Source organism: Roseovarius conchicola, from assembly GCF_041403425.1.
GTDB lineage: Bacteria > Pseudomonadota > Alphaproteobacteria > Rhodobacterales > Rhodobacteraceae > Roseovarius > Roseovarius conchicola.
Genome location: NZ_JBGEHK010000001.1, coordinates 471,164 through 497,211, shown reverse-complemented (window position 1 = coordinate 497,211; position 26,048 = coordinate 471,164). Strand labels below are relative to the sequence as shown.

Sequence of the window (26,048 nt, the reverse complement as noted above, 5' to 3'; positions counted from 1 at the left end):
CCTTACAGCTGAAACAGACGCCCCGGTCCCCAGCCTTTGGCGTCGGCCCCGGCCTGGCGCAGCAGATCCCAGATCAGCGCCAGGTTTGAACTGATCACCGGCACGCCCAACTCGGCCTCGGCGGCCTCAATAATGCCAAAGCTGCGCAGGTTGGTACAGCTGGCAAACACCGCCTCGACACCCGGGGGCTGGGCGGCCTGTTTGATCGCCGCCAGGGTGGACGGTTGCGAGATACGGGCCACGTTGCGATCATCCTGTTCCCCAAAGCTAACCTCATGCAGGGTCTCGATCCCTTCGTTCGCCAGATAGTCACGCATCGGCCCGGCCACTTGCGCGGTATAGGGCGTGACAAGGCCGATCTTGCTGGCCCCCAAGGCGTTCAACGCGGCTACAACCGCGCTGATCGGGTTGGTCACCGGCACACCGGGCTGCACCGTGCCAATCTGACGGGCCACCGCATCAGGCCCCATCATCACCGAGGCCGAGGTACAGCCATAGGCAATGGCATCCAGCCCCTCGGGCAACAGTTCGGCCGAGGCCGGCATCAACGCCTCCATCGCCTTCAGGCTGTCCGGCGTCACCTGTGGGTGAGAGTAAATCCGACTGTGCAGCAAGCGGGCCTGTTGCCCCTCCAGAACCGAACGCGCTTCGTCCTCAAGTGTCTCATCCGTGCTCAACACGACCATCCCAAGCCGCGGGGCTGTGATTTTGTCCAATATATACTCCATCATGCCGCTCCTCGTGTTTCCGGTGTGCTGAGAATGCCGCCTGACACCCCTGCCCGCACCCCTGTGGTGCCCGGGGCCGAAGTGGGCAAGCCACGCATCACGCGCACGGCCAGATGGGCAAAGGCCTGCGCCTCAAGCATGTCGCCATCCAGACCCACAGCCTCGACGGGTTCGACCGCGCAATCAAGGGCGGCACGCAACATCTCCATTAGAACCGGGTTATTGCGACCGCCTCCGGTGATCAGAAGTTGCGAAGGGGGCACGGGGCAATACTCCATCGCCTGCAAGACAGCTGCGGCTGACATGCCAGTCAGGGTCGCAGCGGCGTCAGCATCGCTCAATTCCCGCACCAGCCCGATCATGTCTTTGAAAGCGTCCCGATCCAGCGATTTGGGCGGCATACGGCGAAAATAGGGTTCGTCCAGAAACAGCTCCAAAGCGCCTTGCGTCACTTCGCCCTGCCGCGCCAAAGCGCCGTCACGATCATAAGGCATACCGCGCCGCGCCATCATCAGATCATTGATCGGCGCATTGGCAGGCCCGGTGTCGAAGGCCAGCAATGCGCCCTGCTCATCTGGCCGTTCCTTCGACGGATCGACCCAAGTCAGGTTGCCCACCCCGCCGAGGTTGAGAAAGCCAAGCGGTGCCTCCGCCCCGATCCACTTGGCACAAGCAAAATGGAAAAACGGGGCCAGCGGCGCGCCCTGCCCGCCCAGTTCCATATCGGCGCTGCGGAAATCCCAGACCACGGGCACGCCCAACGCCTCGGCCAGTGCGGCCCCATCACCAATCTGATAAGTGCCCCGCCCGCCGGGTTCATGTGCCAGGGTCTGACCATGGAAGCCGATTAGATCGGCGCCCCCAAACCGTTCAAGCGCATCAATATGGGCACCCTGCACCACGTCGAACGCAGCTCTGACATCCTCGCCCGGCCATTTGCCAAGGGCGGCGCGCAGCACGGATTGCTCGGCCTCGCCATAGGCCTGATAAGCGCTGTCTCCAAACTCGAATATCCGCTCGCCATCGGTGCGCAGCATGGCCACATCGACCCCGTCCAGCGACGTTCCGGACATCGCGCCAAGCGCCCAGATCGGGTCAGCCCGCAACATGGCCTTTTCCTTCTGCAATTCCCTGCATATACATGCCGCGCAAACGCCATCGGGACAAGCATTATGACCTACCACCCCAAATCGGACTTCATGAACGTGATGATGACGCGCGGCTTTCTGGCCGATTGCACCGATTACCAGGGGCTGGACGAGGCGCTGACCAAAGGCGTGGTGCCTGCCTATATCGGCTTTGATGCCACGGCCAAATCGCTGCATGTGGGCAGCCTGATCCAGATCATGATGCTGCGCTGGCTGCAAAAGACCGGCCACAAGCCGATCACCCTGATGGGCGGCGGCACGACCAAGGTGGGCGACCCCAGCTTTCGCGCAGATGAGCGCCCCTTGCTGGACGATGCCGCCATTCAGGCCAATATCGACGGCATTCAGCAGGTCTTTGCCGCCTATATCGACTATTCCGACAGCCCGACCGGCGCGATGATGATCAACAATGCCGAATGGCTGGATCAGTTGAATTACATCGAATTTCTGCGCGACATCGGTCGGCATTTCTCGGTCAACCGGATGTTGTCGTTTGAGTCGGTGAAATCACGACTGGACCGCGAACAATCGCTGTCCTTCCTCGAATTCAACTACATGATCCTGCAGGCCTACGATTTCCTCGAACTGAACCGCCGGTATGGCTGCCTGTTGCAGCTGGGTGGGTCGGATCAATGGGGCAATATCGTCAACGGGATCGACCTGACCCGCCGGGTGCTGGATCACGAGATTTACGGGCTGACCTCGCCCTTGCTCACCACGTCGGACGGCAAGAAGATGGGCAAATCGGCCGATGGCGCGATCTGGCTGAACGCCGATATGTGCGCGCCCTACACGTTCTGGCAATTCTGGCGCAACACGACGGATGCGGATGTGGGTCGTTTCCTCAAGCTTTACACCGAGTTGCAACTGGGCGAGTGCGAACGGCTTGGAGCATTGGCAGGGTCCGAGATCAATGACGCCAAGATCATTCTCGCCAACGAGGTCACCACCCTGTTGCACGGCGCTGATGCCGCCGCCGCCGCCGAGGCCACGGCGCGGGAAGTGTTTGAAAAAGGCGGTGTGGGAGATGACCTGCCCACCGTAGAGCTAAGTGCGGATGATCTGGGCGATGGCATTTCGGTTGTACAGCTAATCGTAAAATCCGGGCTGGCCAAGTCGGGCAAAGAGGCCAAACGCCTGATCGCAGAGAATGGTGCTCGTCTGGATGATGCGCCACTGACCGATGCAGGTTTGATGATTGATGCTGGCGCGCTGGCCTCACCCATCAAACTGTCGGCGGGCAAGAAGCGTCATGCGCTGGTCAAACTGACAGCCTGAGAAACTGTCACGGAAGTTTCATAAAACTTCCGTTGCAGCTCGATCCAGATATCAATACTTCTCGATATATGGATAAACCAAACGCCCTCACCGCCTTCGCGGCCCTGTCTCAAGATACAAGGCTGGATGCCTTTCGCCTTCTTATCCGGGCAGGCGAAAATGGTATGGCCGCGGGTGATATCGCAACGGCCCTGAAAGCGCGTCAAAACACAATGTCCACCAATCTGTCGGTGCTTCACTCTGCCGGGTTGATCCGCAGCAAGCGGCAAGGGCGTTCGATCCGCTACTACGCTGATTTAAAAGGCATTCGTGGATTGCTGAGCTTTCTCATGGAAGATTGCTGTGGCGGGCAACCCGACAAGTGCCAACCCCTTATCCGCGACCTTGCCAACACCTGCTGAAGGAGCCACCTCATGGCCGACGACTTCAAAAACGTTCTGTTCCTCTGTACCGGGAATTCGGCCCGCTCCCTTTTGGCCGAGGCAATCATCCAGCGCGAATCCATGGGCCGGTTCCGCGGCTTTTCTGCCGGGTCGCAACCCGCCGGCAAACCACATCCCGAGGCGATTGCCCTGCTCCAGCGGCTAAATCACGACACCAGCAATCTGCGCTCGAAAAGCTGGGACGAATTCGCTGGTCCCGACGCGCCCAAGATGGACTTTGTCTTTACCGTCTGTGACAGCGCCGCGAACGAACCCTGCCCGATCTGGCCCGGGCAGCCGATCAGCGCCCATTGGGGCTTGCCCGACCCGGCCGCTGTCACCAGCAGCCCCACCGACACCGCACTGGCTTTTGCCGATACCTACCGGATTCTGCGCAATCGCATTTCGATTTTCGTCAGCCTACCCCACGCAACGCTGGACCGCCTGAGCCTGCAAAAATCTCTGGACGATATAAGCCTGGCAACTGACCAAGAGGACACGATAGACGCATGAGTTTCGACCTTCCCCGCCGCCTGACCGCCGAGGCGCTTGGCACCGCATTGCTGGTTTGCACTGTCGTCGGCTCAGGCATCATGGCCGATCAGCTGTCCGATGATGTTGCCGTTTCCCTGCTGGGCAACACCATTCCAACGGGCGCAATCCTCGTGGTGCTGATCACCATGTTCGGGCCAATTTCCGGCGCGCATTTCAACCCTGCGGTCACTTTTGCCTTCTTGTTGCGCCGCGAGATTTCGGGCGGCGACGCAGGCGCTTACGTGATCGCGCAAATCATTGGCGGGATCGCCGGGTCGATCGTCGCTCATGGCATGTTTGCCCTTGATCTGGTGCAGATATCCACCACCATCCGCACCGGTGGCGCGCAATGGTTTGCCGAAGTGGTTGCCACTTTCGGCCTTGTCGGCACCATCCTCGCTGGTATCCGTTTCCGCGCCGAGGCGGTGCCGTGGCTGGTCGGGCTTTACATCACCGCCGCTTATTGGTTCACCGCCTCAACCTCGTTCGCCAACCCTGCCGTCGCCATTGGCCGCGCGTTTTCCGACACTTTCGCGGGGATTCGGCCCATAGACCTGCCCGGTTTCATCACCGCCGAACTGATTGGGGCGGCGACCGCCGTGGCGCTGTTTGGATGGCTTCTGGCTCCACAGTGCGACCGGCAACCGGCCCGGTGACCTGGTGAAGCAGCCCGGTGCCAGTGCCCCGTTCGTTATCCCGTGCGACCGGCCAAGGCCTCGTTCAAAACCGAAAGAACCGCCTCTCGCGGCACGTCGGCAGTCACAAAGGCCTTGCCAATGCCACGCGCAAGGATGAACCGCAGCTGACCGTCGACCACTTTCTTGTCCTGCCCCATCAGGTCCAACAAGCCTTGCGCATCCGGTAAATCCCCTTCGATATCAGCGATATCAACCTTCATCTTCATGTCGCGAAGATGCGCACGCACCCGGCTTGGATCTTCCTGTGAACACAAGCCAATGCGCGCCGACAGCTCAAACGCCAGGGCGCAGCCGATGGCCACACCCTCACCATGCAGCAAGCGGTCGGAGTAACCCGTGGCCGCCTCGAGCGCATGACAGAAGGTGTGCCCAAGGTTCAGCAATGCACGGTCGCCCTGTTCGGTCTCATCCCGCACCACGATATCGGCTTTCATCTGAACCGAACGTTTGACGGCGGCGATCCGGGCATCCATATCACCGCTGGCAGCGCGTGGGGCATTCCCTTCAAGCCATTGAAAGAATTCATGATCACCCAGAAGCCCGTATTTCACGACCTCACCATACCCGGCCAGATAATTGCGTTCGCTAAGCGTACCAAGTACGTCGGTATCAGCCAGCACCAAAGTCGGTTGGTGAAACGCCCCGATCAGGTTCTTGCCTTGCGGGGCGTTGATCCCTGTTTTGCCTCCCACGGAACTGTCAACCTGCGCCAAAAGACTGGTCGGGATCTGGACAAAACGCACCCCGCGCCGCAACACCGCGGCGGCAAAACCCACGAGGTCACCAATCACGCCGCCACCAAAGGCGATGACCACGTCATTGCGTTCGACCTTCTGCTCCAGAAGCCATTCGACCGTGCGTTCAAAATGCGGCCAGGATTTTGTGGACTCTCCGGCAGGAAGCGTCAGGCTTTCACTTGAAATTCCGTTCTCTTTCAAACCATTGCACAGCGTTTCTAAATGCAGATTCCCTACATTTTCATCGGTGATGATCGCCACTTTGGGCCGTTTCAGAAACGGTGCGATCAGCGCACCGGATTTCGCCAGCAAGCCTGGCCCGATCAGCACATCATAGGCGCGCGCACCCAGATCGACATGTACCTTTTCCATTAGACAGTTTTCTCCAACACATCCGGACGTTTCGACAGCGCTGCCAACACTTTATCCGCCATAGTCTCGATCGAGTAGGACGGCCGCGAGGGAACATTTAAATCGGCCAAAGCATAGATCGGCACCCGCGCCTCATAGATTTCTTTCAGTGTCTCGTAAGGGTTGGCTGTCTTCAGCAAGGGCCTGGTATCTTTGTGTTTTACGCGATTCCAAAGCAGGTTCAGGTCGGCATTCAACCAAACCGACACCCCCTTTTGCGACATCAGCTTGCGATTGCGCTCGGCCAGGAACGCCCCGCCGCCGGTCGACAGAACACCGCTCGCGCCCTCCAGCAAGCGGTCAATCACCTCGGTTTCCCGATCACGAAAAAACGCCTCGCCATCGCGTTCAAAAATTTCGGCAATGCTCATCGCGGCGGCTTTTTCAATCTCGGCATCGGAGTCCAGAAACGGCACGCCCAACCGCGCCGCCAGTGCCTTGCCGACCGCCGTCTTACCAGCCCCCATCATGCCCACCAGCACGATGGTTTTCTTGACTGTCCAGCCTTCTGATTTCGCCACGCTTCGGCGCTCCACTGCCAAATACTCTGAATTTTCCCTGAATGACGTGATCTTGCTGAAAAGGCCAGTTATAAGTTCGGAAGAAAAACTAAAACAAGACCGAGCAGGCCAAATATGCTACGACTGATCAAGTGGTTGTTTTACCTAGCGGTTCTGGGGTTCCTGGCGCTTGTGTGTTATGCCTATATTGGTCCGTTTCTGGGGGCTGATTTTTCTCCGGAAACGCGTGAGATTCGTCAGGAAATCATTCTTGAGACGAATTAGTGCCCTTTTGTTGACCGCGTTTTGGGTGTCCGCCGCTGACGCACAGCAACCGTTGTCGGCGATTGACTGGCTGGACAAACAGAATTCGGTTCCCCTGGCCCAGCCCCGTCTGGCGCCGTCTGAGGAACCCCCGGTCACCACGACCGCTGATATCCCCGGCGTCAAGGTGACGCCCTTGGGCGAAGCACAACCCGATTCCGTGGGGCTGTTGCCCACCACGACCACAGGCCTGCCCCGCAGCATGTGGCGCGCCAGTGCGGCCCGTGATGTGATTGCCCATCTGGCGCGCGCCGACCCCGACTCCCTACCCGCCGTTCAGGCGTTGATCTACACGCTGCTCCTGGCCGAGGCGGATGCGCCTACAGCCCTTAATGGCAACGCTGAATTCCTCAAGGCGCGGGTTCATACACTGGTGCGATTTGGCGCGGTTGATCCGGCACGCGCCCTGCTTGAGCGGGCCGGGCCCACCCGCAAGGGGTTGTTTGATCTGTGGCTGAACCTGTCCTTGCTGACGGGGGACGAAGACAAGGCCTGCAACCTGCTAAGGGACGAACCAGGCCTTAGTCCGGACTATGCCGCGCGTATCTTCTGTACCGCGCGCGCTGGCGATTGGAGCACCGCCGCACTGACCTACGACACCGCCGTCGCGATAGGCACGCTTGACGGTCAGGTCGCCACTTTGCTGGCAGAGTTTCTGGACCCCGAGATGATTGACAACGGCCCGCAATTGGCCCCGCCATCCGAGCCGACGCCACTGGTGTTCCGTCTGTACGAGGCCAACGGCGCGCCCCTGCCGACCATTCGTCTGCCACGCGCCTTCGCCATGGCCGATCTGCGCGGCACCTCGGGCTGGCGCTCGGAACTGGAGGCGGCCGAGCGTTTGGCGCGCACTGGTGCGTTGCCCGCAACCCGCCTGCTGGGCCTTTACACCGATCGTAGCCCCGCCGCCTCGGGTGGAATCTGGGATCGGGTGCGTGCCTTTCAAAGCTTTGACAAGGCGCTATTCTCCCGTGATCCGCAAAAGGTCGCCGACGCTCTCCCTGAGGCCTGGACCACCGCGAAGGAACGCGGGTTGGCCGTCCCCTTTGCCCAGCTTTTCGCCGATGGCTTGATGGAGCTGGACATGCCAGAGGACACCAAGCCACTGGTCTACCGGATTGCTCTTCTGTCTCCCGATTACGAGATCGCACCAACCCGTTATCCCCCCAAGTCCGGCTTTGAAACCCTGCTGGCCGGGCTAGCCCGGGGTGAGCCGGACGGCACATTGGCCACAACTCCGTTGGAGACAGCAATTGTCGACGGATTTAGCTCCACAGCCGCCTCCGACCCGCACGCCCCCCTGCTTGAAGAAGGCAAGCTGGGCGAGGCAATCCTGCTGGCCGCGATCCAATTGGGCGAAGGCCGCGTGGGGCGCGAACGCGATGTGCGCGAAGGCATCGCCACTCTGCGCGCAGTGGGTTTAGAAGACACAGCCCGACGCGCAGCCTTGCAACTGCTTATTCTGGTGCAGCGCTGATGAGCTGGCTAGGGGCCTTTCTTGAAGCGCAGGCGGCCGAGCTTGGGGCCGCTGAGAACACATTGTCCGCCTATCGGCGTGATCTGGAAGACTTTCTCGGCTGGCTTGCTGATCAGGGCGGTGCCGCCGACATAGCCGATCAGCCCCAGATCGAGGCCTACCTCGTAAACTGTGACCTTCAAGGTTTGGCCAAATCCACCCGGGCGCGCCGCCTGTCGGCGATCAAGCAGTTCTATCGCTTCGGGTTCGAGGAAAAGCTGCGCGAGGACAACCCGGCTATCCGCATCCGAGGCCCCGGGCGCGATCAGCGCCTGCCCAAAACGTTGAGCGAGGCCGAAGTGGATGCCCTGTTGAATGCCGCCCGCCATTCGGCGCGCAGCGAGCAGGATCGCTGCCGCAACACCTGTCTGATGGAACTGCTCTATGCCACCGGCATGCGGGTCAGCGAACTGGTGTCACTTCCGGCCTCAGCGGCGCGTGGTGACCCGCGCATGTTGTTGATCAAGGGTAAGGGCGGGAAGGAACGCATGGTGCCACTGTCACCCCCTGCCCGCGAGGCGCTTGGTATCTGGTTGAATCTACGCGATGCGGCAGAAGAACAAGCCAAGGCCAAGGGCAAGCCTGCCTCACCCTTTCTGTTTCCCTCCCGCGGCAAGACCGGGCATCTGACCCGGCACCGTTTCTATATGCTGATCAAGGAGTTGGCCGTGTTCGGCGGGATAAGCCCGGATAAGGTGACCCCGCACCGGCTGCGTCATGCCTTTGCTACCCATCTGTTGGCCAACGGGGCCGATCTGCGGGCGATCCAGACCTTGCTGGGCCATGCAGATGTGGCCACGACCGAGATTTACACCCATGTGCTGGAAGAACGCCTGCGCGACTTGGTGATGGATCATCACCCCCTGGCGCGCAACGCTTCGGGCAAGACATCCTCTGACGGCCAGTAGCCAGTTACAAGCGCACGGTCATACCCCTGTCTCAGCCCCACGGCCTGCATTGCCGCCTGTGCTGCGTCTTTATCATAAGACAGCGTATGGATCGTTACCTCGTCATCATGCAGCACCACATAGCGTGTGTCTGGAGTACCATCGTGGGATGGCATGCCAACAACACCGGCATTAACCCACCGGATGTTTTCAATATCCCGCTGAAATGGCGACCCGGAATGCCCGGCGAAAACGCATGAGGTTTGCGGGACAACCTTTTGTATTTCTGATATTTCCTCATTGAACACGGTATGAGCATCGCTGGGCCAGACAAACCGGCTGACATCGCGCACGCCCCCGTGGATCACCGCCATCTGTTGCCCCTGATGGCTGAACCGGATCAGATCGGGCAGTTCTGCCATCCACTGCCTGTCTTCGTCCCCAACAGTGGCGCTGGCATGGGCATACCACCCGGCCGACAGCAGATCGCAGGTGGTGCCGACCTCAAACCCGCAACCGCAATTGTCCTCGTAGGCTGCCAACTGTTTTTCACAATTGCCCGCCACGACGGCACAGCCAAAGCTGCGGATGGCGTCAATCGTTTCAACAGGTTGACCGCAATAGGCCACGACATCTCCGGTACAGATCACGTTAGAAGGCGCAATGCCCTGCTTTGCGGCCTTATCCAACACCGCCTGAGTGGCCTGAAGGTTCGAGTAAGGGCCACCGAAGATCAGGACAGGGCCATCCAATACCCCAAGATCACACTGCTTCATTCCGCCTCATCCTTTGCGCACAGGCCTTGATTGCAGGGCCGCCGCACCCCATAACCCTGTTGATTAGAAGGATCAAAGCACCGATGGAAGCCACCTCACTGACACTTGATACCGCGTTCTGGATCACCTCCGGCGCCATTCTGGGGCTGCTGGTGTTGTCCGGGTATTTCTCGGGCAGTGAAACAGCGCTGACCGCCGCATCGCGCGGCAAGCTGCGTGCGCGCGCCGACAAGGGATCGCGCGGCGCGCAAAAGGCATTGGAAATCACTGAAGATAATGAACGGCTTATTGGCTCGGTCCTGTTAGGCAACAACCTGGTCAACATCCTCGCCACCTCGCTGGCGACGGCGATGTTCACGCGTCTCTTCGGGGAAAGCGGCGTGGCACTGGCGACGTTTGTGATGACCATGCTGGTGCTGATTTTTGCCGAGGTGCTGCCCAAGACCTATGCAATCACCAATGCCGAGAAGGCCGCCTCGATGACGGCGCCGATCATCACCTATGTGATCAAGGCCTTCTCGCCCATCGTCTCGGCCGTGCGCCTTCTGGTGCGGGGCGTGTTGCGGGTGTTTGGTGTCAAAACCGATCCCGACAGCCACATCCTGGCGGTGCGCGAGGAAATCGCCGGGGCGCTTTATCTGGGGCATTCCGAGGGTGTCGTGGAAAAAGAAGATCGCGACCGCATCCTGGGTGCGCTGGACCTGGGCGACCGGGCGGTGGAAGAGATCATGTTGCATCGCAGTCAGATCGAGATGATTGATGCGGCGGATGATCCCGAAAACATTCTGGATCAGTGTCTGCAAAGCAATCACACCCGCCTGCCCGTATTTCGCGATGATCCCGAAAACATCATCGGCGTGGTCCATGCCAAAGACCTGCTGCGGGCCATGCACAAGCTGATCACCAAGGAAGGTGTGTCCGTTGAGGCGCTGCAATCCTTCGACATCTGCGATGTGGCGATGAAGCCTTATTTCGTGCCTGAAACCACAACGCTGGACGATCAGATGCGCCAATTTCTACGGATGCGCAGCCACTTTGCACTGGTCATCGACGAGTATGGCAGCCTGCAGGGGCTGATCACTCTGGAAGACATCCTTGAAGAGATCGTTGGTGAGATCACAGATGAATTTGATATCGACGAAGACATTGAAATCCGCAAAAGCGAGGACAATCAATTCCTTGTCGAAGGCTCGATGACGATCCGCGATCTCAATCGCGCCACCGATTGGAGCCTGCCCGACGAAGAGGCAAATACCGTCGCAGGGCTGGTGATTCACGAGGCCCAGATCATTCCAAAAGTCGGACAGGTTTTCAGCTTCCACGGTTTCCGGTTTGAGGTGATGGCGCGGGCGGATAACCGCATCACGCAGCTAAAAATCCGCAAGCTCTGAGGCAGGGATTATGGCCTCCAAAGTGCGGTTTCCGGATGGAATTGCGACCATGCAAACCAGAATGCCTGATGGCTGCCAAGATCGGACCCATCCGCGCCAACCGCTTTGATCCCTCCCGCCTCCAGCTCAAGGCGCACGTTCTCATAAGCAATCTCTTTGCCGTCTTTCAACGCCAACAAGGCCGTGCTGCGTTGAAAGGCAACCGGCGTGCCTGTCTCGGTGATAACGCCAATAATGTCCTCCTGCACCGGCAGACGCGGATCAACATCACCAATCGGGAAAATCGGCCCGTTTGCATCCCGGCCATTGCGGAAATCAAAGTCGCGCCCAAGGGCCAGCGCCTCGATTAGAACGGTCGTCTCGGGGTGCTGGGTTTTCCATGTGCCCCAATCGGTGGTGATGACGGTGGCCTGTTCCAGTTTCAAACCTTTTTCGGCCAGGGGACCGGTAACGGCATGGCCTAGGAATGTGTCGAACACAGAATTGGTTGTCAGGTCATACATCACCTTGTTCGAGCGGATCAACAGCCCGGATGTGCGCAGGATCGGGCGTTCAACATCCTCGGGCAGCCTGTCTGTGAAATAGGCCTGCGCGGCCCCGCATAAAGTGCAATAGGGAATACCCAGATCACGCCCGCCCAACGTGTCATTGACCATCTCGCGCACTTCCATGATCTGGCGTGGATAGGCGCGGGTTTCGCCATTCACCTCGACCCCGAAAACTATATCGTCGTCGTCCAGCCAGGTGGCTTCTTCTGCGCTGCTGACCTCGGGGTTATCGGCCGCAGGAATGCAATTACAGGGCACATCCGTCGTGTCATAGGCACGATTGTCAATCGGCACCCCACCCCAGGACACCAGGCGCCAGTCGATGTCACCCTCGATAAACAGCGGCTCCCAATCCGGCCCGAAATGCGTAAATATGGCCCGTTTCGCATTCAGATATCCGGGGTAAGGCGGAATATCCCAGGCGATCAGGTGATCAGTGATCTCGCCCCAGCGATGGGGCGTTTGCAGCTCTTTCTGCATCAGCGTGGCAGCCGCATTGGCCAACGCGTCATCGAATTCGCTACGCCAGGTAAAGCGCATCATGTCACTGATAATCCAGGCCAGGCGAACATCTTTCGACTGGGCGATTTCGTTCAGAGCAATTTCCTGATCTCGCCCCCAGATGGACTGTTCCAGACTGTCGACAAAGACAACATCCACGGCGGCCAGCAGCGCATCGGACAACGGGCCTTCCGGTATCGCGGGCGGTTGGCCGAATTGCTCGGTCACGTAATCGGGCAGCGCATCTACCCCCTGAGCACGGACAGCCTGTGCGCCAAAAGGAGAAGCCCAAAACAATACGGCAACAAGGAAAAGCCGGAAGGAGTGGCCAATTGCTGGTGTCATGGTGGGGCCTTTCGCGTCGCAGTGTCGGTCTTGGGTACGCCAATCGACACTTTCGCATGCGTTGGGACGTCAGGGCGAAAGTGCCGATTGGCCCCGGCGGACGAGGTCGCGCCGGGGGAACGCCTTCAGGCTGAGACAAAAATGGCGGCTTCACCAATCACGATTGATCATCAACGGGTGATCAACGCGCTCTGTGAGCTTTGCGGATGGCCAAGGCCCTCTGGTCAGGCCCGCAGCCGTTCTCCCTTAGGATCAAACGGCGGTTCATGCAGAATCGTGGCTTTGTGCGGTTGACCCAACACCATCACCTCGACCTCATCCCCCGGTTCCGCTGTGCCGTATTTCACATAGCCCAGCGCCAGACTCATCCCAACGGAATAGCCATAAGTGCCCGAGGTGACGCGGCCGATCCCCTCACCATTGCGGAAGATTGGCTCTCCGCCGGTGGCATCGGCATTCGAGGCGGTAACGGCGGCTTCATCAATATGCATCAACACGAGAATCTCGCGCGGATCTTCGGCCATGGCCTTGGCGGTGGCGTCTTTGTGCAGGAAGTCTTTCTGCATCTTGCACAGCGGCTGAAAACCCACCTCGTGCGGGAAGTATTCGGGGCTGTATTCGCGGGACCACGAGCCGTAGCCCTTTTCTACCCGCATCGACATCAGCGCGCGCGCGCCGACTGGGCCCGCATCGAACTCCTTGCCGACCTCAAGAAGTGCTGAGTAGAGCTTCTCCTGATCCTCGGTCTTGCAATGCAACTCCCAGCCCAGATCGCCGGTAAAGCTGACCCTCAGGGCGAGGCAATGAACACCCGCCAGATCAATCATCGCCGAGCGCATGAAGGGCATATCCTCGGTGGCCAATGAATGGTTCGTCAGGCGTTGCAGCATTTCGCGGCTTTTCGGCCCCGCCACGTTAAAGCCGCACATCGCTTCCGTATGAGTTTCGAAGGTGGTGCCTTCGGGCAATGGTACCATGTCGAAGAAGCGTTTGTGATAGCGTTCTGCCATCCCCGAGCTTACGATCCAGAACTCACCCTCACCCACACGCGTGACGGTGGCATCGCCGGCGATCCCGCCGCGCACCCCGATCAGCGGTGTCAGGCAGGACCGGCCCACGGATTTGGGCATGTTGTTGGCGAAGACTGAATTCAGCCAGTCTTCGGCCCCCGGCCCTTTGACGTGGTACTTCGCGAAGTTCGAGATATCGATGATCCCTGCCCGCTCGCGCAGCATCTTGCATTCTTCGCCGACCGGCTCCCACCAATTCTGACGGGTAAAGCCGTTGGTGTCCTTCGTGCCCGGTTCTTTGGCAAACCATTGCGGGTGTTCCCAGCCATAGTTCAGGCCAAATACCGCGCCCATGTCCTTCTGCATCTGATAGATGGGCCGCGTGCGCAGGGGCCGTCCGGCCTCACGCTCCTCATTGGGATAATGGATCGCAAAGCGGTGCGCATAGACATCCGCCACCTTGGCTTTGACGAACTCTTTGTCGTTTGCCCACAGGCCAAAGCGGGCGATGTCCCAAGGGAACATATCGTATTCCATTTCGCCCTCAATGATCCACTGTGCCACCATCAGACCCATGCCCGCGGATTGCGAGAAACCGGGGATGATGCCACCGCACATAAAGTAATTCTTCAATTCGGGCACAGGTCCAAGGATCACGTTGCTGTCCGGCGACCATATCATCGGGCCGTTGATCACCCGCTTGATCCCCGCCTCGGCGGCGGCGGGCACACGGTCCATCGCACGCATGACGTTGTCCATGATCCGGTCAAGATCATCGGCAAACAGGTCATGGGCGAAATCCAGAGGCGTGCCGTTCTCGGCCCAGAATTTCATGTCCTTCTCATAGGCCCCGATCAGCAGGCCCTTGCCTTCCTGACGCAGGTAATACTCGCCATCGCGGTCCGCGACGGAAGGCAGACGACGGTCCATCCCTTCGATATCGGCCATGGTTTCGGTCACGAAATACTGGTGCTCGGTCGGTTGCAGCGGCACCTCGATCCCGGCAAGGGCCGCCACTTCGCGCCCCCAGAGGCCAGCGGCATTGATTACCCAATCGGTCTGGATGTTGCCATTGGGTGTCTCGACTGTCCACGAGCCATCCGGGTTTTGCGTGGTACCCGTGACAGGGGTAAAGCGATGAATTTCCGCGCCACGCTGGCGTGCCCCCACGGCATAGGCATTGGTCACGCCCGACGGGTCCACGTTACCACCGTTGCTTTCCCACATGATGCAGCGGATGCCATCGTAGTTGACCAGAGGGTGCTTTTCCTCGGCTTCCTCGCGGCTGATCTCGACAAAATCCATGCCGTAAAGCTTGGCTTTGGCGGCCTGCAATTTCAGCTGATGTTCCCGCGCCTCGGTTTGCGCCAAGTAGAGCGAGCCGGGCTGGAACACACCACAAGATTGGCCGGTTTCGGCCTCAAGCTCGTTATAAAGGTTCATCGTATAGTGCTGAATGCGGCTGATATTGGCGCTGTCATGAAGCCCGTGGATGTTGGCCGCGGCGTGCCAGGTGCTGCCCGATGTCAGCTCGTTTCGCTCCAGTAGGACGACATCTCTCCATCCCAATTTGGTGAGGTGGTACAAGATCGAGCAGCCGATAACGCCGCCGCCGATCACAACGGCCTGTGCATGGGTTTTCATATGTGGTCTTCCCGGTTGGTTATCCTGCCCAAGCTAGCCGGTTGCCCGGCATCTGAGCGATGTCTTTGCGACAGGATATGTCGGGGAATGCTAAATCAGAACGCAGATTTGCGACATCAAAGCGCGGTTTCGCGCAAGGTGCAGGGTGACGATGGCCGTTGGATCAATGATTGGCCAAACTCCGCGGCCCGTGAATCCGACTGTCGCGCACCACGTTCACACAATCATCGTTTGCGACACAGCTTGTCGCTTACATGATAGAGCCTCTGACAATCCCGCCAGACAACCGAGATATCATCAAAGGAGACACCCCCATGAAAACCACCACCCGTGTGGCCGTGATTGGCGGCGGCGTTGTCGGCGCATCGGTTCTGTATCACCTGACCAAGCTAGGCTGGTCCGATGTCATGCTGATTGAACGCTCCGAATTGACATCGGGGTCCACCTGGCACGCGGCGGGGGGCTTTCATACGCTGAATGGTGATACCAATATGGCCGCCCTTCAGGGCTATACGATTAAACTCTATAAAGAACTGGAAGAGATCACCGGTATGTCCTGCGGCCTTCACCATGTGGGTGGGGTCACGCTGGCCGACAATCAGGACCGGATGGATATGCTGTTGGCCGAACGTGCAAAGCATCGCTACATGGGGCTGGAAACCCAGATTGTCGGCCCGGAAGAAATCAAAAAGATTGCGCCTGTCACCAATACCGATGGCATTATCGGCGCGCTTTATGATCCCCTTGATGGCCACCTTGATCCGTCGGGCACCACCCATGCCTACGCCAAGGCCGCGCGACTGGGTGGTGCAACAATCGAAACCCATTGCAAAGTGATCGAGACCACCCCCCGCCCCGATGGTACTTGGGATGTCGTCACCGACAAGGGGACAGTTCATGCCGAGCACGTCGTCAACGCTGCCGGCCTCTGGGCACGCGAGGTGGGCGCGATGGCCGGCGTCTACGTGCCGATCTACCCGATGGAGCATCAATACCTCGTCACCGAGGAAATCCCCGAGATTGCCGAGATCGTGGCCAGCGGCGGCGAACATCCCCACGTGATGGACCCCGCCGGGGAAAGCTATCTCCGTCAGGAAGGCAAAGGCCTGTGCATCGGGTTCTATGAACAACCCTGCCGCGCCTGGGCGGTGGATGGCACCCCTTGGGAATTTGGGCATGAACTCCTTCCCGACGATTTCGACAAGATCGAAGACAGCATCGATTTCGCCTATCGCCGCTTCCCGGCTTTGGAAAAAGCTGGCGTCAAATCTGTCATCCACGGTCCCTTCACTTTTGCACCTGACGGCAACCCGCTGGTCGGCCCGGTGCCGGGCCTACGCAACTATTGGTCGGCCTGCGGTGTGATGGCGGGGTTCAGCCAGGGCGGCGGCGTCGGCCTGATGCTGGCGCAATGGATGGTTGAGGGCGAGTGCGAGCGCGATGTGACGGCGATGGACGTCGCCCGCTATGGCGACTGGATCACGCCGGGCTATACGCTGCCCAAGGTGATAGAGAACTACCAGAAACGCTTCAGCGTCGCCTATCCCAACGAAGAACTGCCTGCTGCCCGCCCTTTTCGCCAGACGCCGATGTACGACATCTTTGACGAGATGGGCGCGGTCTGGGGACATCAGTTTGGCCTTGAGGTGGTCAACTATTTCGCGACCGGCGACGAACCACGATATGAAACCCCGTCCTTCCGCCGCTCGAACGCATGGGAGGCCACCAAGCGCGAGGTTGAGGCCGTGCGTGGCGGGGTTGGCATCAACGAGGTGCACAACTTTGGCAAATACCTGGTCACGGGTGCAAAAGCGCGCGATTGGCTGGACCGGATCATGGCCGGGCGCATCCCTCAGCCGGGACGGATTTCCCTTACCCCGATGCTGAGCGAAAAAGGCCGTCTGATTGGGGACTTCACCGTCTCCTGCCTCAATGACGAGACGTTCCAATTGACCGCCTCTTACGGCGCACAGGCCTATCATATGCGCTGGTTCCAGAGGAACGAGGCCAAGGATGTGCGGGTTGAGAACATCAGCGACCGCCTGAACGGGTTCCAGATTGCCGGGCCAAAGGCGCGTGACGTGCTTATCGCCTGCACCCGCGACAACGTTGCCGACATGAAATTCATGGATATCCGCCCCGCCACGATCGGCATGGTCGACTGTCTGGTGCAGCGGGTCAGCTATACCGGCGACCTGGGATACGAGATTTACTGCGATCCGATGGCGCAACGCGCGCTGTGGTCTTCCCTGTGGCAGGCCGGGCAAGAGCACGGCATGCACCCCTTCGGCATGCGCGCGATGATGTCGCTCAGGCTGGACCGCTTCTTTGGTTCGTGGCTAAACGAGTTTTCACCCGATTACACCCCGGGCGAAACCGGCATGGATCGCTTTATCAGCTTCAAGAAAAACACCGATTTCATTGGGCGTGCAGCGGCCGAAAAAGAGCGCGCCGAGGGCTCGGCCCGGCAATTGGTCAGCTTCGAGGTTGCGGCCAAGGATGCCGATCCGCATGGATATGAGCCGGTCTGGATCGACGGCAGCGTGCAGGGTTTTGTGACCTCCGGGGGCTATTCGCACCACACGGGCAAGTCGATTGCACTGGCCCTGATCCCGCGTGAACGGGCTAAAGAGGGTTTGCAGGCCGAGATCGAGATTCTGGGTGAGATGTGCTCGGCCACGTTGATCACTGCACCGCTGTTTGATCCCGACGGCACCCGGATGCGCGGCTGAGAAAATTCGTACGAATTTTCTTGGGCACCGCGCCGAGTGGGGTCATGATTGAGCGATGAAAGACGTTATGATCCTGATCCCGGCGGCGGGTAGGTCTTCGCGGATGCGCGGCGGTGACAAACTGCTGGAGAAGGTCGACGGCACCGCGCAATTGGCGCGTGTGGTTGAGGCCGCACTCGACACCGGTCAGCGAGTGGTGGTGTGCCTTCCCCCCACAGGCGGTGAGCGTGATATGGTGCTGGCACCGCTGCTATGTGAGCGTTTGTACATCCTGCGAGTCCCCGACCCAACCGAGGGGATGGGGGCCACGCTTCGGCACGCGGCCGAGCATGCGCTGGCCGGGACTGTTCCCAGCGGAGTGATGATCCTTCCTGCAGACATGCCCGACCTTAAAACGGATGACTTACAGACAGTTACAGGCCACTTCTCAGGTGATCCGGTGCGTGCTTGCGCCGAGGATGGAAGACCCGGACATCCGGTGATCCTGCCCGCGCGGACGCTGAAAGCAATGGCGCAGTTGCGCGGTGATCATGGCGCGCGCATGTTGCTGGAGGGGGAAGAGGTGACGCGCGTGCCCTTGAAAGGACAGCGCGCGCTCACCGATTTAGACACGCCGGAAGACTGGGGAAAGTGGCGTGCCCGATCAGTCCGCTAGGCGGCCAGTTCCTCGATCAGAAGGCGTGCCTCATACGCCCGCAAAGCCAAACGGGCTGTCTCAAACGGCGCACTTGGTGCGTCCGCCACCTCCCGCAGCTCCGGGAACAGCGCCAGGATTTCATCCCGTGCCGCCTGATCCAATGCGCTGAGCGCGATATCACCGGGCTGGAAGCTTTCTGACCACGCCCCGTTTGCCAGCACGACCTCGTGCCGCTCGCAGAGGAAATGCACGTAGGACACCCCCGTGCCAAAGGCGCGTTTCACACCGTCAAGACCGATCAGATGCTTGGCCGGCACCAGCACTTCACGTTCACCGAACATCAGTTCGGCGCGGTCCGAGGTCAGAAGCATGCGGTGATTAGGGCTGACCTTCATATCCTGCTGCGGCAGACCATTGCCCAACGCGCCCTCCCGGATCAGCACCGGTGCCAAATCCGGCGTGGCACCAAGCACCTTGGCGCTGAGGTCCTTGCGTCCGGCCCAGGCAACCTGCTGAATTCCGTTGTCGCGTGTGAAAACGCTATCCCCTTCGCGCAAGCTCTCCACTGGCTTGGACCCGCTCGGTGTGGCAATTTGGGTCCCCGGCGTGAAACAGATCACCCGCTCAATCTCCGAGAATGTCGCGGTGTGCGTCACATTCCCGGACGCATCAAGATATTCGATGAAACCCGATTCCGGCCCGGTAAACGTCTTGCGGGCGTCGATGCCTGACAGGTCGATCACATCGATGTCTGACCCATCCGGGTCTTCCCCGCCGACAATCTCGTGATTGCCAGCCTCGGTTACGACAAACAGGTCCGACTGCAACCCACCTGACAGCTCGTCATCGCCATCATCAGCGGTGATAGTATCCTCGCCTGTGCCGCCATCGATCGTGTCAGTGCCCGCACCGCCAATCAGTACGTCATTGCCGCCCTGCCCAAGGATTTCATCACGGCCAGCGCCCCCCTCAATCGTGTCATCACCTTCCTCAAACGGGGTCACAACAGGGTCGTCAATCAGGTCGCCGCTAAAGCTGAACCCGGATTGAGTGCTGCGGGTTTCCAGCGTGAACTCAATGAATTCGCGGTTTTCAAATTCAGCCGAGAACCATGCATCCTGATCGGACGGGCTGTTTTGTTCGGTGCCTGCCGCGGTAACGGTGCCACCTGATTGCGTGATATTGACCGACGTGTCGGCGGCCGTTGAAAACGATGTAAACGAGCCTGAATCGATGGTCACCGATTCCTGATCACCTGGGCTGTTGCGATCAAGGTCATTCACCGTCGCGGTCGAGTTGATGGCCACGGGATCACCGGTGGCTGTCTCGAAAAATTCCAGCCGGAACGTCGCGGTTTCGCCACCATCAGCCCTGCTGCTACCACTGCCACTGTTGAGTAGGATTTCAAATCCCGGACCGCCCGAGATATCAACGTTCAGGCCCGGATCACTGACATCGACCACAACAAGGCGCGCTGACACCGCCGTGCCGTCGTCCAACGTGGCGACATTGTCATAGATCACACTATCGCCAACACCGGCATTATTGTTGCCGCTGGATGTCTCGGTGCCCGGTCGGATGTTTCCAAAGGCCAAAACGATGGGGGTCGCATCCTGCCCCAATTCCGTGCCCTCGCCCGCATCGCCGAACAGGACATCGTTACCGTCTCCACCCAGAATGCTGTCATCAGCCCCTTCACCAGAGATGCGGTCGTCGCCATCCATCCCTTCGATGAAATCGTCTTCATTGGTTCCCTGAATCGTATCAGGGTCGTTCGTTCCCGGGATGTCCGCCATGGCAGTGGCCTCCTATCACACTGGGGCCTTTGACGGGTGATATCTCTCCGGATCACACGCGCGCCCCCACACACGAAAAATGGGATACACAATCTTCGCGGGAAACTCAGGGGGAATAAATCGTATGCCTCACCAGAAATGATGTGACAGGGCTGCAGTTGGCAGCTTTGCGCCGCTCAATCTGGAAGAGTTGGCAAATTGAGGCCGATCAAAGCGGTTTTTATCTGCACCGGAACGCAAAACACCCCCGGCCCAAAGGCCGGGGGTGAGATCATCGAAACCGGTACAGCCCCCGTAACCAGCTTCGGTTTGCCGGACCGCTAGGCGATCCGACAGGCTGCATTCGAACAGACTACTTAACCAGCAATTTGGCTTCGTGCTTTTTCAGTGACCGGCGCGCGGCCTGGTAGGAGTTCAGCCCACCTTCTTCGCGCAACTCGGGGAAGAGCGTGTAAATCTCATCCCGTTGTTCAAGGCCCATGCCGTCCATGACCTGCTCACCAGGCTGGAAGCTTTCGGTCCAGCTGCCGTTGGACAGGACAACCTCGTGCTGATCGAACATGAAGTGGACATAGGTGGTCGACGAGCTGTCGACGACATCCACACCCTCAAGACCGGTCAGGTGCTTGGCCGCGGCCAGAACCTCACGCTCTTCAAAGTAGAGGGCTGCACGATCCGAGTTCATCAGGATACGGTGTTGCGGGCTGACCAAGAGGTCACGCTCTGGCAGACCTTGGCCCAAGCTACCGGCCCGGATCAGAACAGGCTGCATATGCGGTGCATTCAGCAGTTCTTGGCCGGTCATGGTGCGTTTGCCGACCCAGCGGATCTCCTGCAGACCATTGTCGCGGGTGATGATGCGGTCGCCGACCTGCAGGTCTTCGACACGGCGCTCACCACGCGGCGTTGCGATCACAGTCCCCGGCGTGAAGCAGGGGATCAGGTTCTCGATCTCGAGGAATTCCAGCGTGCCGGTGACATTGCCGTCGGTATCCAGGAAATTCACCGTCCCCGAGGTTGAATCACCGTCCGCATCCACGGTTTCACCAACAATCTCGAATGGCCCCAGACCGCGCAGGTCCAGCGTGTCAAAGTCGCCACCGCCGGTATCGCCAGTACCGCCATCAACGGTATCGCCTGCGCCCACATCCAGGAACACGTCGGCATCGGCACGACCTTGCAGGTCATCCGCGCCTTCGCCACCGGAAATGGTGTCGTTGCCGTTACCACCCTGAACGGTGTCGTTGCCCTGACCACCAATCAGCACGTCATCGCCATCCTGGCCGCGGATCGAGTCATCATCCACGCCACCGTCAATCGTATCGTTGCCGATACCTCCCAGCAGCGTGTCATCATCGTCTTCGCCAAAGATCACGTCGTTGCCGGCACCACCGATAATGCTGTCCTGACCGTTTTCAGGCACAGGATCGGTTGCATCCGGCTCTTCCCCAAGAGTGCCGGGGATCGGATCGGTGCCAAAGCCGCCATAGATCGTGTCATCGCCCTGGCCACCGCGCAGAGTGTCAGATCCGTGGCTGCCGATGATGAGGTCATCACCGTCTTGTCCGACGACACTGTCATCGTCGATACCGGCGTTGATGGTGTCATTGCCAGCACCCCCCATAACGAAGTCGGCATCGTCGCCTGTCATGATGATATCGTTGCCGTCCCCGCCATCGACCGTGTCGCGGTTGTCTTCGGTGTTCGGATCGCTCAGCGCGGGAAGCCCCGTGGCCGGGTCAATCAGAAGCGGGTTGGGCAGGTTGGGATCGTCGCCAACGTAATCCGAGAACAGGTCGTCGCCCGCGATGATCGTGTCATCGCCTGCACCGCCATCGATACTATCCGAACCCTGACCACCAATGATGCTGTCATTGCCAGCGCCACCATCAATCACGTCATCATCGATACCGGTGTCGATCACGTCATTGCCTGTGCCACCCAGCACGGTGTCAGAATCATCGCCGGTGTTGGTGATGGTGTCATCACCCGCGCCACCGTCGACGAAGTCGCGGTCGTTGTCGGGATCAGGATCGACGGGCACGCCAACAAAGGTTTCTGCATCAATTGCATCATCTTCGCCGCTGTCGGTTTGGATCACATCGTTGCCATCGCCGCCAAAGACCGTGTCGTTGCCTTCGCCGCCATCGATGGTGTCATCACCATCTTCGCCGCGGATGATGTCGTTGCCCTCTTCGCCATCGATGCTGTCATCGCCATCGCCGCCAAAAATGTCGTCGTCGCCGTCGCCGGAGATCACGGTGTCATTGCCACCGCCCGCCAGGACGATATCGTCATTCTCACCCTCACCCGGCAGAATCTGATCGTTTGCGTCAATCATGTCACCTTCGGGATCACCGGTGTACATATCATCGATCAGGTTAGGATCGTCGTCACCTTCGACCAGACCATCAGGTTCACCAACAGTAATAGTAACCGTGGCGGTATCTGTGCCGCCATTGCCGTCCGATACGTCATAGGTGAAGGTATCGGTGCCAAGGAAGGTCGGATCATTGGGCGTATAGGTGATGGTCCCGTCCGGGTTCACCACGGTTGTGCCATTAGCGCCATCAGACGCCCCGGTCACTTCCAGCGTATCGCCATCGGGGTCTGTGTCGTTGTCCAGAACAGCGACGGTAACTTCACCACCCACCAGCGGATTTGAGCCTGCATCATCAACCGCATCAGGGTCTTCATTGTCCACAACCGCCGGGGTGGTCGAGAACTCAACATCGGTCAGCCAGATATTCTGCTCGGCGTCACCGCAATTGTCATAGTCAATCTCGATCCGGGTGATCGGGCCTGCGATCTCAACCAGAAGCGACGTATCCGGATTGGTCGGTTCGGTGACGGCAGGGTTGGAATCATTGCCCGTGGCCGTCCCGCCTGACACCAGAATATCAGCGCCCGGGGTCAGCGTGACCGGCACCAGGTTTCCATCGGCATCATAGGCGCGGATCGTCACGATATCCTGATAGTTCTCACCGCCTTGCCCCAGGTCCAGATCATTGATGCGGAAGGAGACATCGGTGACCGCATCACCGAACTCGTCAGTGCCGGTTGCTGCAAAGCTGATCGTCGATGTCGAGGTATCGTCGATACCGCCTTCACCGCCCGCACCGAACAGCTTGAGTCCTTCGGTGTTGTCAAAGCTTTCGCCCGGCGCCACGAACTGTGGGAATTCGAAGTTACGTGCGGCGGCACCTTCGTCCTCGACGTTGAAATCAAATGTAACCGCAACTCCACCCGTATCGACGGTGGTTCCCGATACAACATCCACACCATTGGAGCCGAATGTCGACCAATCCAGAGTTCTTACAGGCATTCCGTGACCCTTTCGTCTTCCCCAAGCCGGCCCCTAGCCGACAACAGCACCACGCAACGCGCAGCACGAGCAACAATTCACAACTTTTGCCAAAGAGGATGCTCGAAACGGGACGCTCCCGACAAACGGGAACGCCATCCGGGACAGGACAGCAGATCAAAGGACACCCCTAGCACCCCCTGATCCGAACCGCCTTGCACTCTCTTTTAGAAAGGCAAAATCAGCCGTTCGGCCGCCCCCGGCCATTTCGATACCCCCCAGTGGGCACATCTAGTTCTACAAGCCGGTTTGCAATCTAAGGAAGTGAAAACTGTCGAGAGTCCCGGGCGAACCGGGCGTCAGCGCCTCTGACGTTGCGTCAATTCCGCCTGCTAGAACGTGTTCTGTGGATAACTGTTTCCATTTTTAAGACGGTTCTGAATCAAGGTTTGGCTAACAAAACAAACAAGAGAATCGGTCTTCTCGAATTCTTGCAAACAACCGATGCGGGAAAGTCGTTTCCAAACTGGAAACAGTTGAACTGCGGCGAAACTGTGGCAACTAGAAGGCAAACATAGTTAACAAGTCCTGAAAAAAGCGTAATCAATTCGATGAAAACACCCTCAAAATCCGTCAGATGGAAACAAAGCCCCTATTTGTGACCGAATCGTGGCGATTCGATGCCGATGAAGATTCTTGGCAGGCCTTGTCATGCCCCAGTCAAAATAGCGGAAACGTCCCGACCATGGAGAACCGGCCGTCAGGACGGTCTTACAGGGTGCGAAAGGTATTGGTACCCAAGGCCGGACTCGAACCGGCACGTCCGTTAGGACGGGGGATTTTGAATCCCCTGCGTCTACCATTCCGCCACTTGGGCACAAAACATGCTCTAGCGAAGGGTCGCGGCGGCGTCCAGACCCACCCGTCGGTTTTTTGACCTTTACCGGATCACCAGACTGCCGGGGTCGGGCTTTCTTGCAACGCCCCCGATGATCCCTGACCGGCTGCTGCCTGCGACAGCCACCAGCGCCTGCCTCCCTTGGCAACCCTTGACCCCATCGACACCGCGTGGTCTGACGACCCAAACCGCACGTAAGGCCCCTGCCCCATGCTTCGACGCCTCTATGATTGGACCATCAGAATGGCCGACCACCCCAAAGCCCTTTGGGTGTTGGCGGTTGTGTCTTTTGTCGAAAGCTCGGTCTTTCCCATCCCACCAGATGTGCTCATGATTCCGATGATCCTGGCCCGTCCCAGCCGTGCTTGGCTGATTGCGCTTGTGGCTCTCGTTTCATCCGTCCTGGGCGGCCTTCTGGGCTATGCAATCGGCGCATTGGCCTATGAGCAGCTTGGCCAGCCCATCCTCGAGGCCCTGGGCAAAGGCAGCGCAATGGAGGCTTTCAACGATCGCTTCAACGATTTCGGCTTCTGGGCGGTGCTGACAGCGGGCATCACACCCTTTCCTTATAAGGTGATCACCATCATGTCGGGCTGGACCGGGATGCCGCTGGCCACCTTCATTGCCACCTCGATCCTTGCGCGCGGGTTGCGGTTTTTCATCGTCGCCGGGCTGCTGTGGAAATACGGCACGCCGATCCGCGACTTCATTGAACGGCGTCTGGGTCTGGTCACGATCCTGTTTGTGGTGTTGCTGTTTGGCGGGTTCTATCTGATAAAATTCCTATGACTCTGAACCGGCATTTCTTAATCGTTCTGGCAGCAGGCGGCTCGGCGGCGATGCTGCTGGCGGCATTTGCCTTCCAGCATCTCGGCGACATGGCCCCGTGCAAGCTGTGCCTGTGGCAACGGTGGCCGCATGGCGCCGCGATTGTTCTGGGGGTCTTTGCGTTGGCCGTGCCGGGGCGGTTGTTCCCACTGCTCGGCATGCTTGCCGCTCTGACCACGGCCGCGATCGCCGCGTATCACACCGGTGTCGAACGCGGCTGGTGGGAGGGTCCTGCCTCCTGCTCGTCTGGGGATATCAGCAACCTCACCCCGCAGGAGTTGATGGATCAGATCATGGCCGCCCCTCTGGTGCGCTGTGATGAAGTCCCGTGGGAGATGTTCGGCCTCTCCATGGCCAGCTGGAACGGCATCGCAGCCCTTGGCTTTGCACTGATCTGGCTCATGGCCTCACGCGCCTGAACGGGTTGACGGGACAAAGCCCCGCGCCCTAGCGTT

21 protein-coding genes and 1 tRNA gene are annotated in these 26,048 nt (G+C 59.3%); 12 read left to right on the top strand and 10 right to left on the bottom strand.

Translation table 11 applies throughout. The features are described from left to right. Positions 1 to 2 precede the first annotated feature (2 nt). On the bottom strand, positions 3 to 728 hold the full coding sequence (locus tag V6N02_RS02275) for a maleate cis-trans isomerase family protein (RefSeq protein WP_371223862.1): 726 nt from the start codon (positions 726 to 728) through the stop codon (positions 3 to 5). Next, a complete protein-coding gene (locus tag V6N02_RS02270; protein WP_371223861.1) occupies positions 728 to 1,837 on the bottom strand; it encodes an anhydro-N-acetylmuramic acid kinase in 1,110 nt (369 codons plus the stop codon). Before V6N02_RS02270 ends, V6N02_RS02275 begins: the two co-directional genes overlap by 1 nt. Before the next feature lie 63 nt (positions 1,838 to 1,900). Between V6N02_RS02270 and tyrS the strand changes: the two genes are divergently transcribed. The 4 genes from tyrS to V6N02_RS02250 all read left to right on the top strand — a co-directional run bounded on the left by tyrS (position 1,901) and on the right by V6N02_RS02250 (position 4,766). Beyond that, positions 1,901 to 3,154 carry a tyrosine--tRNA ligase gene (tyrS, locus tag V6N02_RS02265; protein ID WP_371223860.1) on the top strand — a complete coding sequence of 418 codons (1,254 nt, stop codon included), beginning with the start codon at positions 1,901 to 1,903 and terminating at the stop codon, positions 3,152 to 3,154. 68 nt (positions 3,155 to 3,222) lie between these two features. Beyond that, positions 3,223 to 3,555 carry an ArsR/SmtB family transcription factor gene (locus V6N02_RS02260; protein WP_371223859.1) on the top strand — a complete coding sequence of 111 codons (333 nt, stop codon included), beginning with the start codon at positions 3,223 to 3,225 and terminating at the stop codon, positions 3,553 to 3,555. A gap of 12 nt (positions 3,556 to 3,567) precedes the next feature. After that, positions 3,568 to 4,089, top strand: a complete 522-nt coding sequence (locus V6N02_RS02255; RefSeq protein ID WP_371223858.1) for an arsenate reductase ArsC — start codon at positions 3,568 to 3,570, stop codon at positions 4,087 to 4,089. Next, positions 4,086 to 4,766: an MIP/aquaporin family protein gene (locus V6N02_RS02250; protein WP_371223857.1), complete on the top strand. Its 681-nt coding sequence runs from the start codon at positions 4,086 to 4,088 to the stop codon at positions 4,764 to 4,766. Before V6N02_RS02255 ends, V6N02_RS02250 begins: the two co-directional genes overlap by 4 nt. Before the next feature lie 35 nt (positions 4,767 to 4,801). On the opposite strand, the gene aroB is transcribed toward V6N02_RS02250, so the two are convergent. Together aroB and V6N02_RS02240 are read right to left on the bottom strand one after the other, a co-directional pair. Next, positions 4,802 to 5,917 (bottom strand): 3-dehydroquinate synthase, encoded by a 1,116-nt coding sequence (gene aroB / locus V6N02_RS02245; RefSeq protein WP_371223856.1) that lies wholly within the window; start codon positions 5,915 to 5,917, stop codon positions 4,802 to 4,804. After that, a complete protein-coding gene (locus tag V6N02_RS02240; RefSeq protein WP_371224556.1) occupies positions 5,917 to 6,426 on the bottom strand; it encodes a shikimate kinase in 510 nt (169 codons plus the stop codon). Before V6N02_RS02240 ends, aroB begins: the two co-directional genes overlap by 1 nt. 165 nt (positions 6,427 to 6,591) lie before the next feature. On the opposite strand from V6N02_RS02240, the gene V6N02_RS02235 reads away from it, so the two are divergent. The 3 genes from V6N02_RS02235 to V6N02_RS02225 are packed head-to-tail and all read left to right on the top strand — an operon-like array spanning position 6,592 to position 9,204. Then, positions 6,592 to 6,741 carry a hypothetical protein gene (locus tag V6N02_RS02235; protein WP_371223855.1) on the top strand — a complete coding sequence of 50 codons (150 nt, stop codon included), beginning with the start codon at positions 6,592 to 6,594 and terminating at the stop codon, positions 6,739 to 6,741. Further along, positions 6,728 to 8,257: a hypothetical protein gene (locus V6N02_RS02230; protein ID WP_371223854.1), complete on the top strand. Its 1,530-nt coding sequence runs from the start codon at positions 6,728 to 6,730 to the stop codon at positions 8,255 to 8,257. Before V6N02_RS02235 ends, V6N02_RS02230 begins: the two co-directional genes overlap by 14 nt. Next, the gene (locus V6N02_RS02225; RefSeq protein ID WP_371223853.1) at positions 8,257 to 9,204 is read left to right on the top strand and encodes a site-specific tyrosine recombinase XerD; all 948 of its coding nucleotides are present in this window, start codon (positions 8,257 to 8,259) and stop codon (positions 9,202 to 9,204) included. Before V6N02_RS02230 ends, V6N02_RS02225 begins: the two co-directional genes overlap by 1 nt. Here V6N02_RS02225 and V6N02_RS02220 read toward each other — a convergent pair. Next, positions 9,153 to 9,959, bottom strand: coding sequence for a metallophosphoesterase family protein (locus V6N02_RS02220; RefSeq protein ID WP_371223852.1), 807 nt, complete (start codon positions 9,957 to 9,959; stop codon positions 9,153 to 9,155). The two genes, V6N02_RS02225 and V6N02_RS02220, sit on opposite strands and share 52 nt — an antisense overlap. Before the next feature lie 83 nt (positions 9,960 to 10,042). On the opposite strand from V6N02_RS02220, the gene V6N02_RS02215 reads away from it, so the two are divergent. Beyond that, a complete protein-coding gene (locus tag V6N02_RS02215) occupies positions 10,043 to 11,350 on the top strand; it encodes an HlyC/CorC family transporter (protein WP_371223851.1) in 1,308 nt (435 codons plus the stop codon). 8 nt (positions 11,351 to 11,358) lie between these two features. Here the strand turns inward: V6N02_RS02215 and V6N02_RS02210 are convergent, their stop codons facing one another. Next, positions 11,359 to 12,744: a DUF3179 domain-containing (seleno)protein gene (locus tag V6N02_RS02210; RefSeq protein ID WP_371223850.1), complete on the bottom strand. Its 1,386-nt coding sequence runs from the start codon at positions 12,742 to 12,744 to the stop codon at positions 11,359 to 11,361. Positions 12,745 to 12,968: 224 nt separating this feature from the next. Then, positions 12,969 to 15,398, bottom strand: coding sequence for a GcvT family protein (locus V6N02_RS02205; RefSeq protein ID WP_371223849.1), 2,430 nt, complete (start codon positions 15,396 to 15,398; stop codon positions 12,969 to 12,971). A 314-nt stretch (positions 15,399 to 15,712) separates the two neighbouring features. On the opposite strand from V6N02_RS02205, the gene V6N02_RS02200 reads away from it, so the two are divergent. Both V6N02_RS02200 and V6N02_RS02195 read left to right on the top strand, forming a co-directional pair. After that, positions 15,713 to 18,130 (top strand): GcvT family protein, encoded by a 2,418-nt coding sequence (locus V6N02_RS02200; RefSeq protein ID WP_371223848.1) that lies wholly within the window; start codon positions 15,713 to 15,715, stop codon positions 18,128 to 18,130. Between the two features lie 55 nt (positions 18,131 to 18,185). Further along, positions 18,186 to 18,785, top strand: coding sequence for a nucleotidyltransferase family protein (locus tag V6N02_RS02195; protein WP_371223847.1), 600 nt, complete (start codon positions 18,186 to 18,188; stop codon positions 18,783 to 18,785). Here V6N02_RS02195 and V6N02_RS02190 read toward each other — a convergent pair. The 3 genes from V6N02_RS02190 to V6N02_RS02180 all read right to left on the bottom strand — a co-directional run bounded on the left by V6N02_RS02190 (position 18,782) and on the right by V6N02_RS02180 (position 24,744). Beyond that, positions 18,782 to 20,563: a Hint domain-containing protein gene (locus V6N02_RS02190; protein ID WP_371223846.1), complete on the bottom strand. Its 1,782-nt coding sequence runs from the start codon at positions 20,561 to 20,563 to the stop codon at positions 18,782 to 18,784. The two genes, V6N02_RS02195 and V6N02_RS02190, sit on opposite strands and share 4 nt — an antisense overlap. Positions 20,564 to 20,915: 352 nt before the next feature. Then, positions 20,916 to 23,888, bottom strand: coding sequence for a Hint domain-containing protein (locus V6N02_RS02185; RefSeq protein ID WP_371223845.1), 2,973 nt, complete (start codon positions 23,886 to 23,888; stop codon positions 20,916 to 20,918). 770 nt (positions 23,889 to 24,658) lie between these two features. After that, positions 24,659 to 24,744, bottom strand: a tRNA-Leu gene (locus V6N02_RS02180). Positions 24,745 to 24,975: 231 nt separating this feature from the next. Here V6N02_RS02180 and V6N02_RS02175 point away from each other — a divergent pair. Together V6N02_RS02175 and V6N02_RS02170 are read left to right on the top strand one after the other, a co-directional pair. Beyond that, positions 24,976 to 25,554, top strand: coding sequence for a YqaA family protein (locus tag V6N02_RS02175; protein WP_371223844.1), 579 nt, complete (start codon positions 24,976 to 24,978; stop codon positions 25,552 to 25,554). Continuing rightward, the gene (locus tag V6N02_RS02170) at positions 25,551 to 26,012 is read left to right on the top strand and encodes a disulfide bond formation protein B (RefSeq protein WP_371223843.1); all 462 of its coding nucleotides are present in this window, start codon (positions 25,551 to 25,553) and stop codon (positions 26,010 to 26,012) included. The genes V6N02_RS02175 and V6N02_RS02170 overlap by 4 nt, the downstream gene beginning before the upstream one ends. The last annotated feature ends 36 nt before the right edge of the window (positions 26,013 to 26,048 follow it).

Excerpts from the sequence above, each read along its gene's own strand:
- V6N02_RS02275 (WP_371223862.1), bottom strand. The coding sequence starts at position 728 with ATGGAGTATATATTGGACAAAATCACAGCCCCGCGGCTTGGGATGGTC.
- V6N02_RS02270 (WP_371223861.1), bottom strand. The coding sequence starts at position 1,837 with ATGTTGCGGGCTGACCCGATCTGGGCGCTTGGCGCGATGTCCGGAACG.
- tyrS (WP_371223860.1), top strand. The coding sequence starts at position 1,901 with ATGACCTACCACCCCAAATCGGACTTCATGAACGTGATGATGACGCGC.
- V6N02_RS02260 (WP_371223859.1), top strand. The coding sequence starts at position 3,223 with ATGGATAAACCAAACGCCCTCACCGCCTTCGCGGCCCTGTCTCAAGAT.
- V6N02_RS02255 (WP_371223858.1), top strand. The coding sequence starts at position 3,568 with ATGGCCGACGACTTCAAAAACGTTCTGTTCCTCTGTACCGGGAATTCG.
- V6N02_RS02250 (WP_371223857.1), top strand. The coding sequence starts at position 4,086 with ATGAGTTTCGACCTTCCCCGCCGCCTGACCGCCGAGGCGCTTGGCACC.
- aroB (WP_371223856.1), bottom strand. The coding sequence starts at position 5,917 with ATGGAAAAGGTACATGTCGATCTGGGTGCGCGCGCCTATGATGTGCTG.
- V6N02_RS02240 (WP_371224556.1), bottom strand. The coding sequence starts at position 6,426 with ATGATGGGGGCTGGTAAGACGGCGGTCGGCAAGGCACTGGCGGCGCGG.
- V6N02_RS02235 (WP_371223855.1), top strand. The coding sequence starts at position 6,592 with ATGCTACGACTGATCAAGTGGTTGTTTTACCTAGCGGTTCTGGGGTTC.
- V6N02_RS02225 (WP_371223853.1), top strand. The coding sequence starts at position 8,257 with ATGAGCTGGCTAGGGGCCTTTCTTGAAGCGCAGGCGGCCGAGCTTGGG.
- V6N02_RS02220 (WP_371223852.1), bottom strand. The coding sequence starts at position 9,959 with ATGAAGCAGTGTGATCTTGGGGTATTGGATGGCCCTGTCCTGATCTTC.
- V6N02_RS02215 (WP_371223851.1), top strand. The coding sequence starts at position 10,043 with ATGGAAGCCACCTCACTGACACTTGATACCGCGTTCTGGATCACCTCC.
- V6N02_RS02210 (WP_371223850.1), bottom strand. The coding sequence starts at position 12,744 with ATGACACCAGCAATTGGCCACTCCTTCCGGCTTTTCCTTGTTGCCGTA.
- V6N02_RS02205 (WP_371223849.1), bottom strand. The coding sequence starts at position 15,398 with ATGAAAACCCATGCACAGGCCGTTGTGATCGGCGGCGGCGTTATCGGC.
- V6N02_RS02200 (WP_371223848.1), top strand. The coding sequence starts at position 15,713 with ATGAAAACCACCACCCGTGTGGCCGTGATTGGCGGCGGCGTTGTCGGC.
- V6N02_RS02195 (WP_371223847.1), top strand. The coding sequence starts at position 18,186 with ATGAAAGACGTTATGATCCTGATCCCGGCGGCGGGTAGGTCTTCGCGG.
- V6N02_RS02190 (WP_371223846.1), bottom strand. The coding sequence starts at position 20,563 with ATGGCGGACATCCCGGGAACGAACGACCCTGATACGATTCAGGGAACC.
- V6N02_RS02185 (WP_371223845.1), bottom strand. The coding sequence starts at position 23,888 with ATGCCTGTAAGAACTCTGGATTGGTCGACATTCGGCTCCAATGGTGTG.
- V6N02_RS02175 (WP_371223844.1), top strand. The coding sequence starts at position 24,976 with ATGCTTCGACGCCTCTATGATTGGACCATCAGAATGGCCGACCACCCC.
- V6N02_RS02170 (WP_371223843.1), top strand. The coding sequence starts at position 25,551 with ATGACTCTGAACCGGCATTTCTTAATCGTTCTGGCAGCAGGCGGCTCG.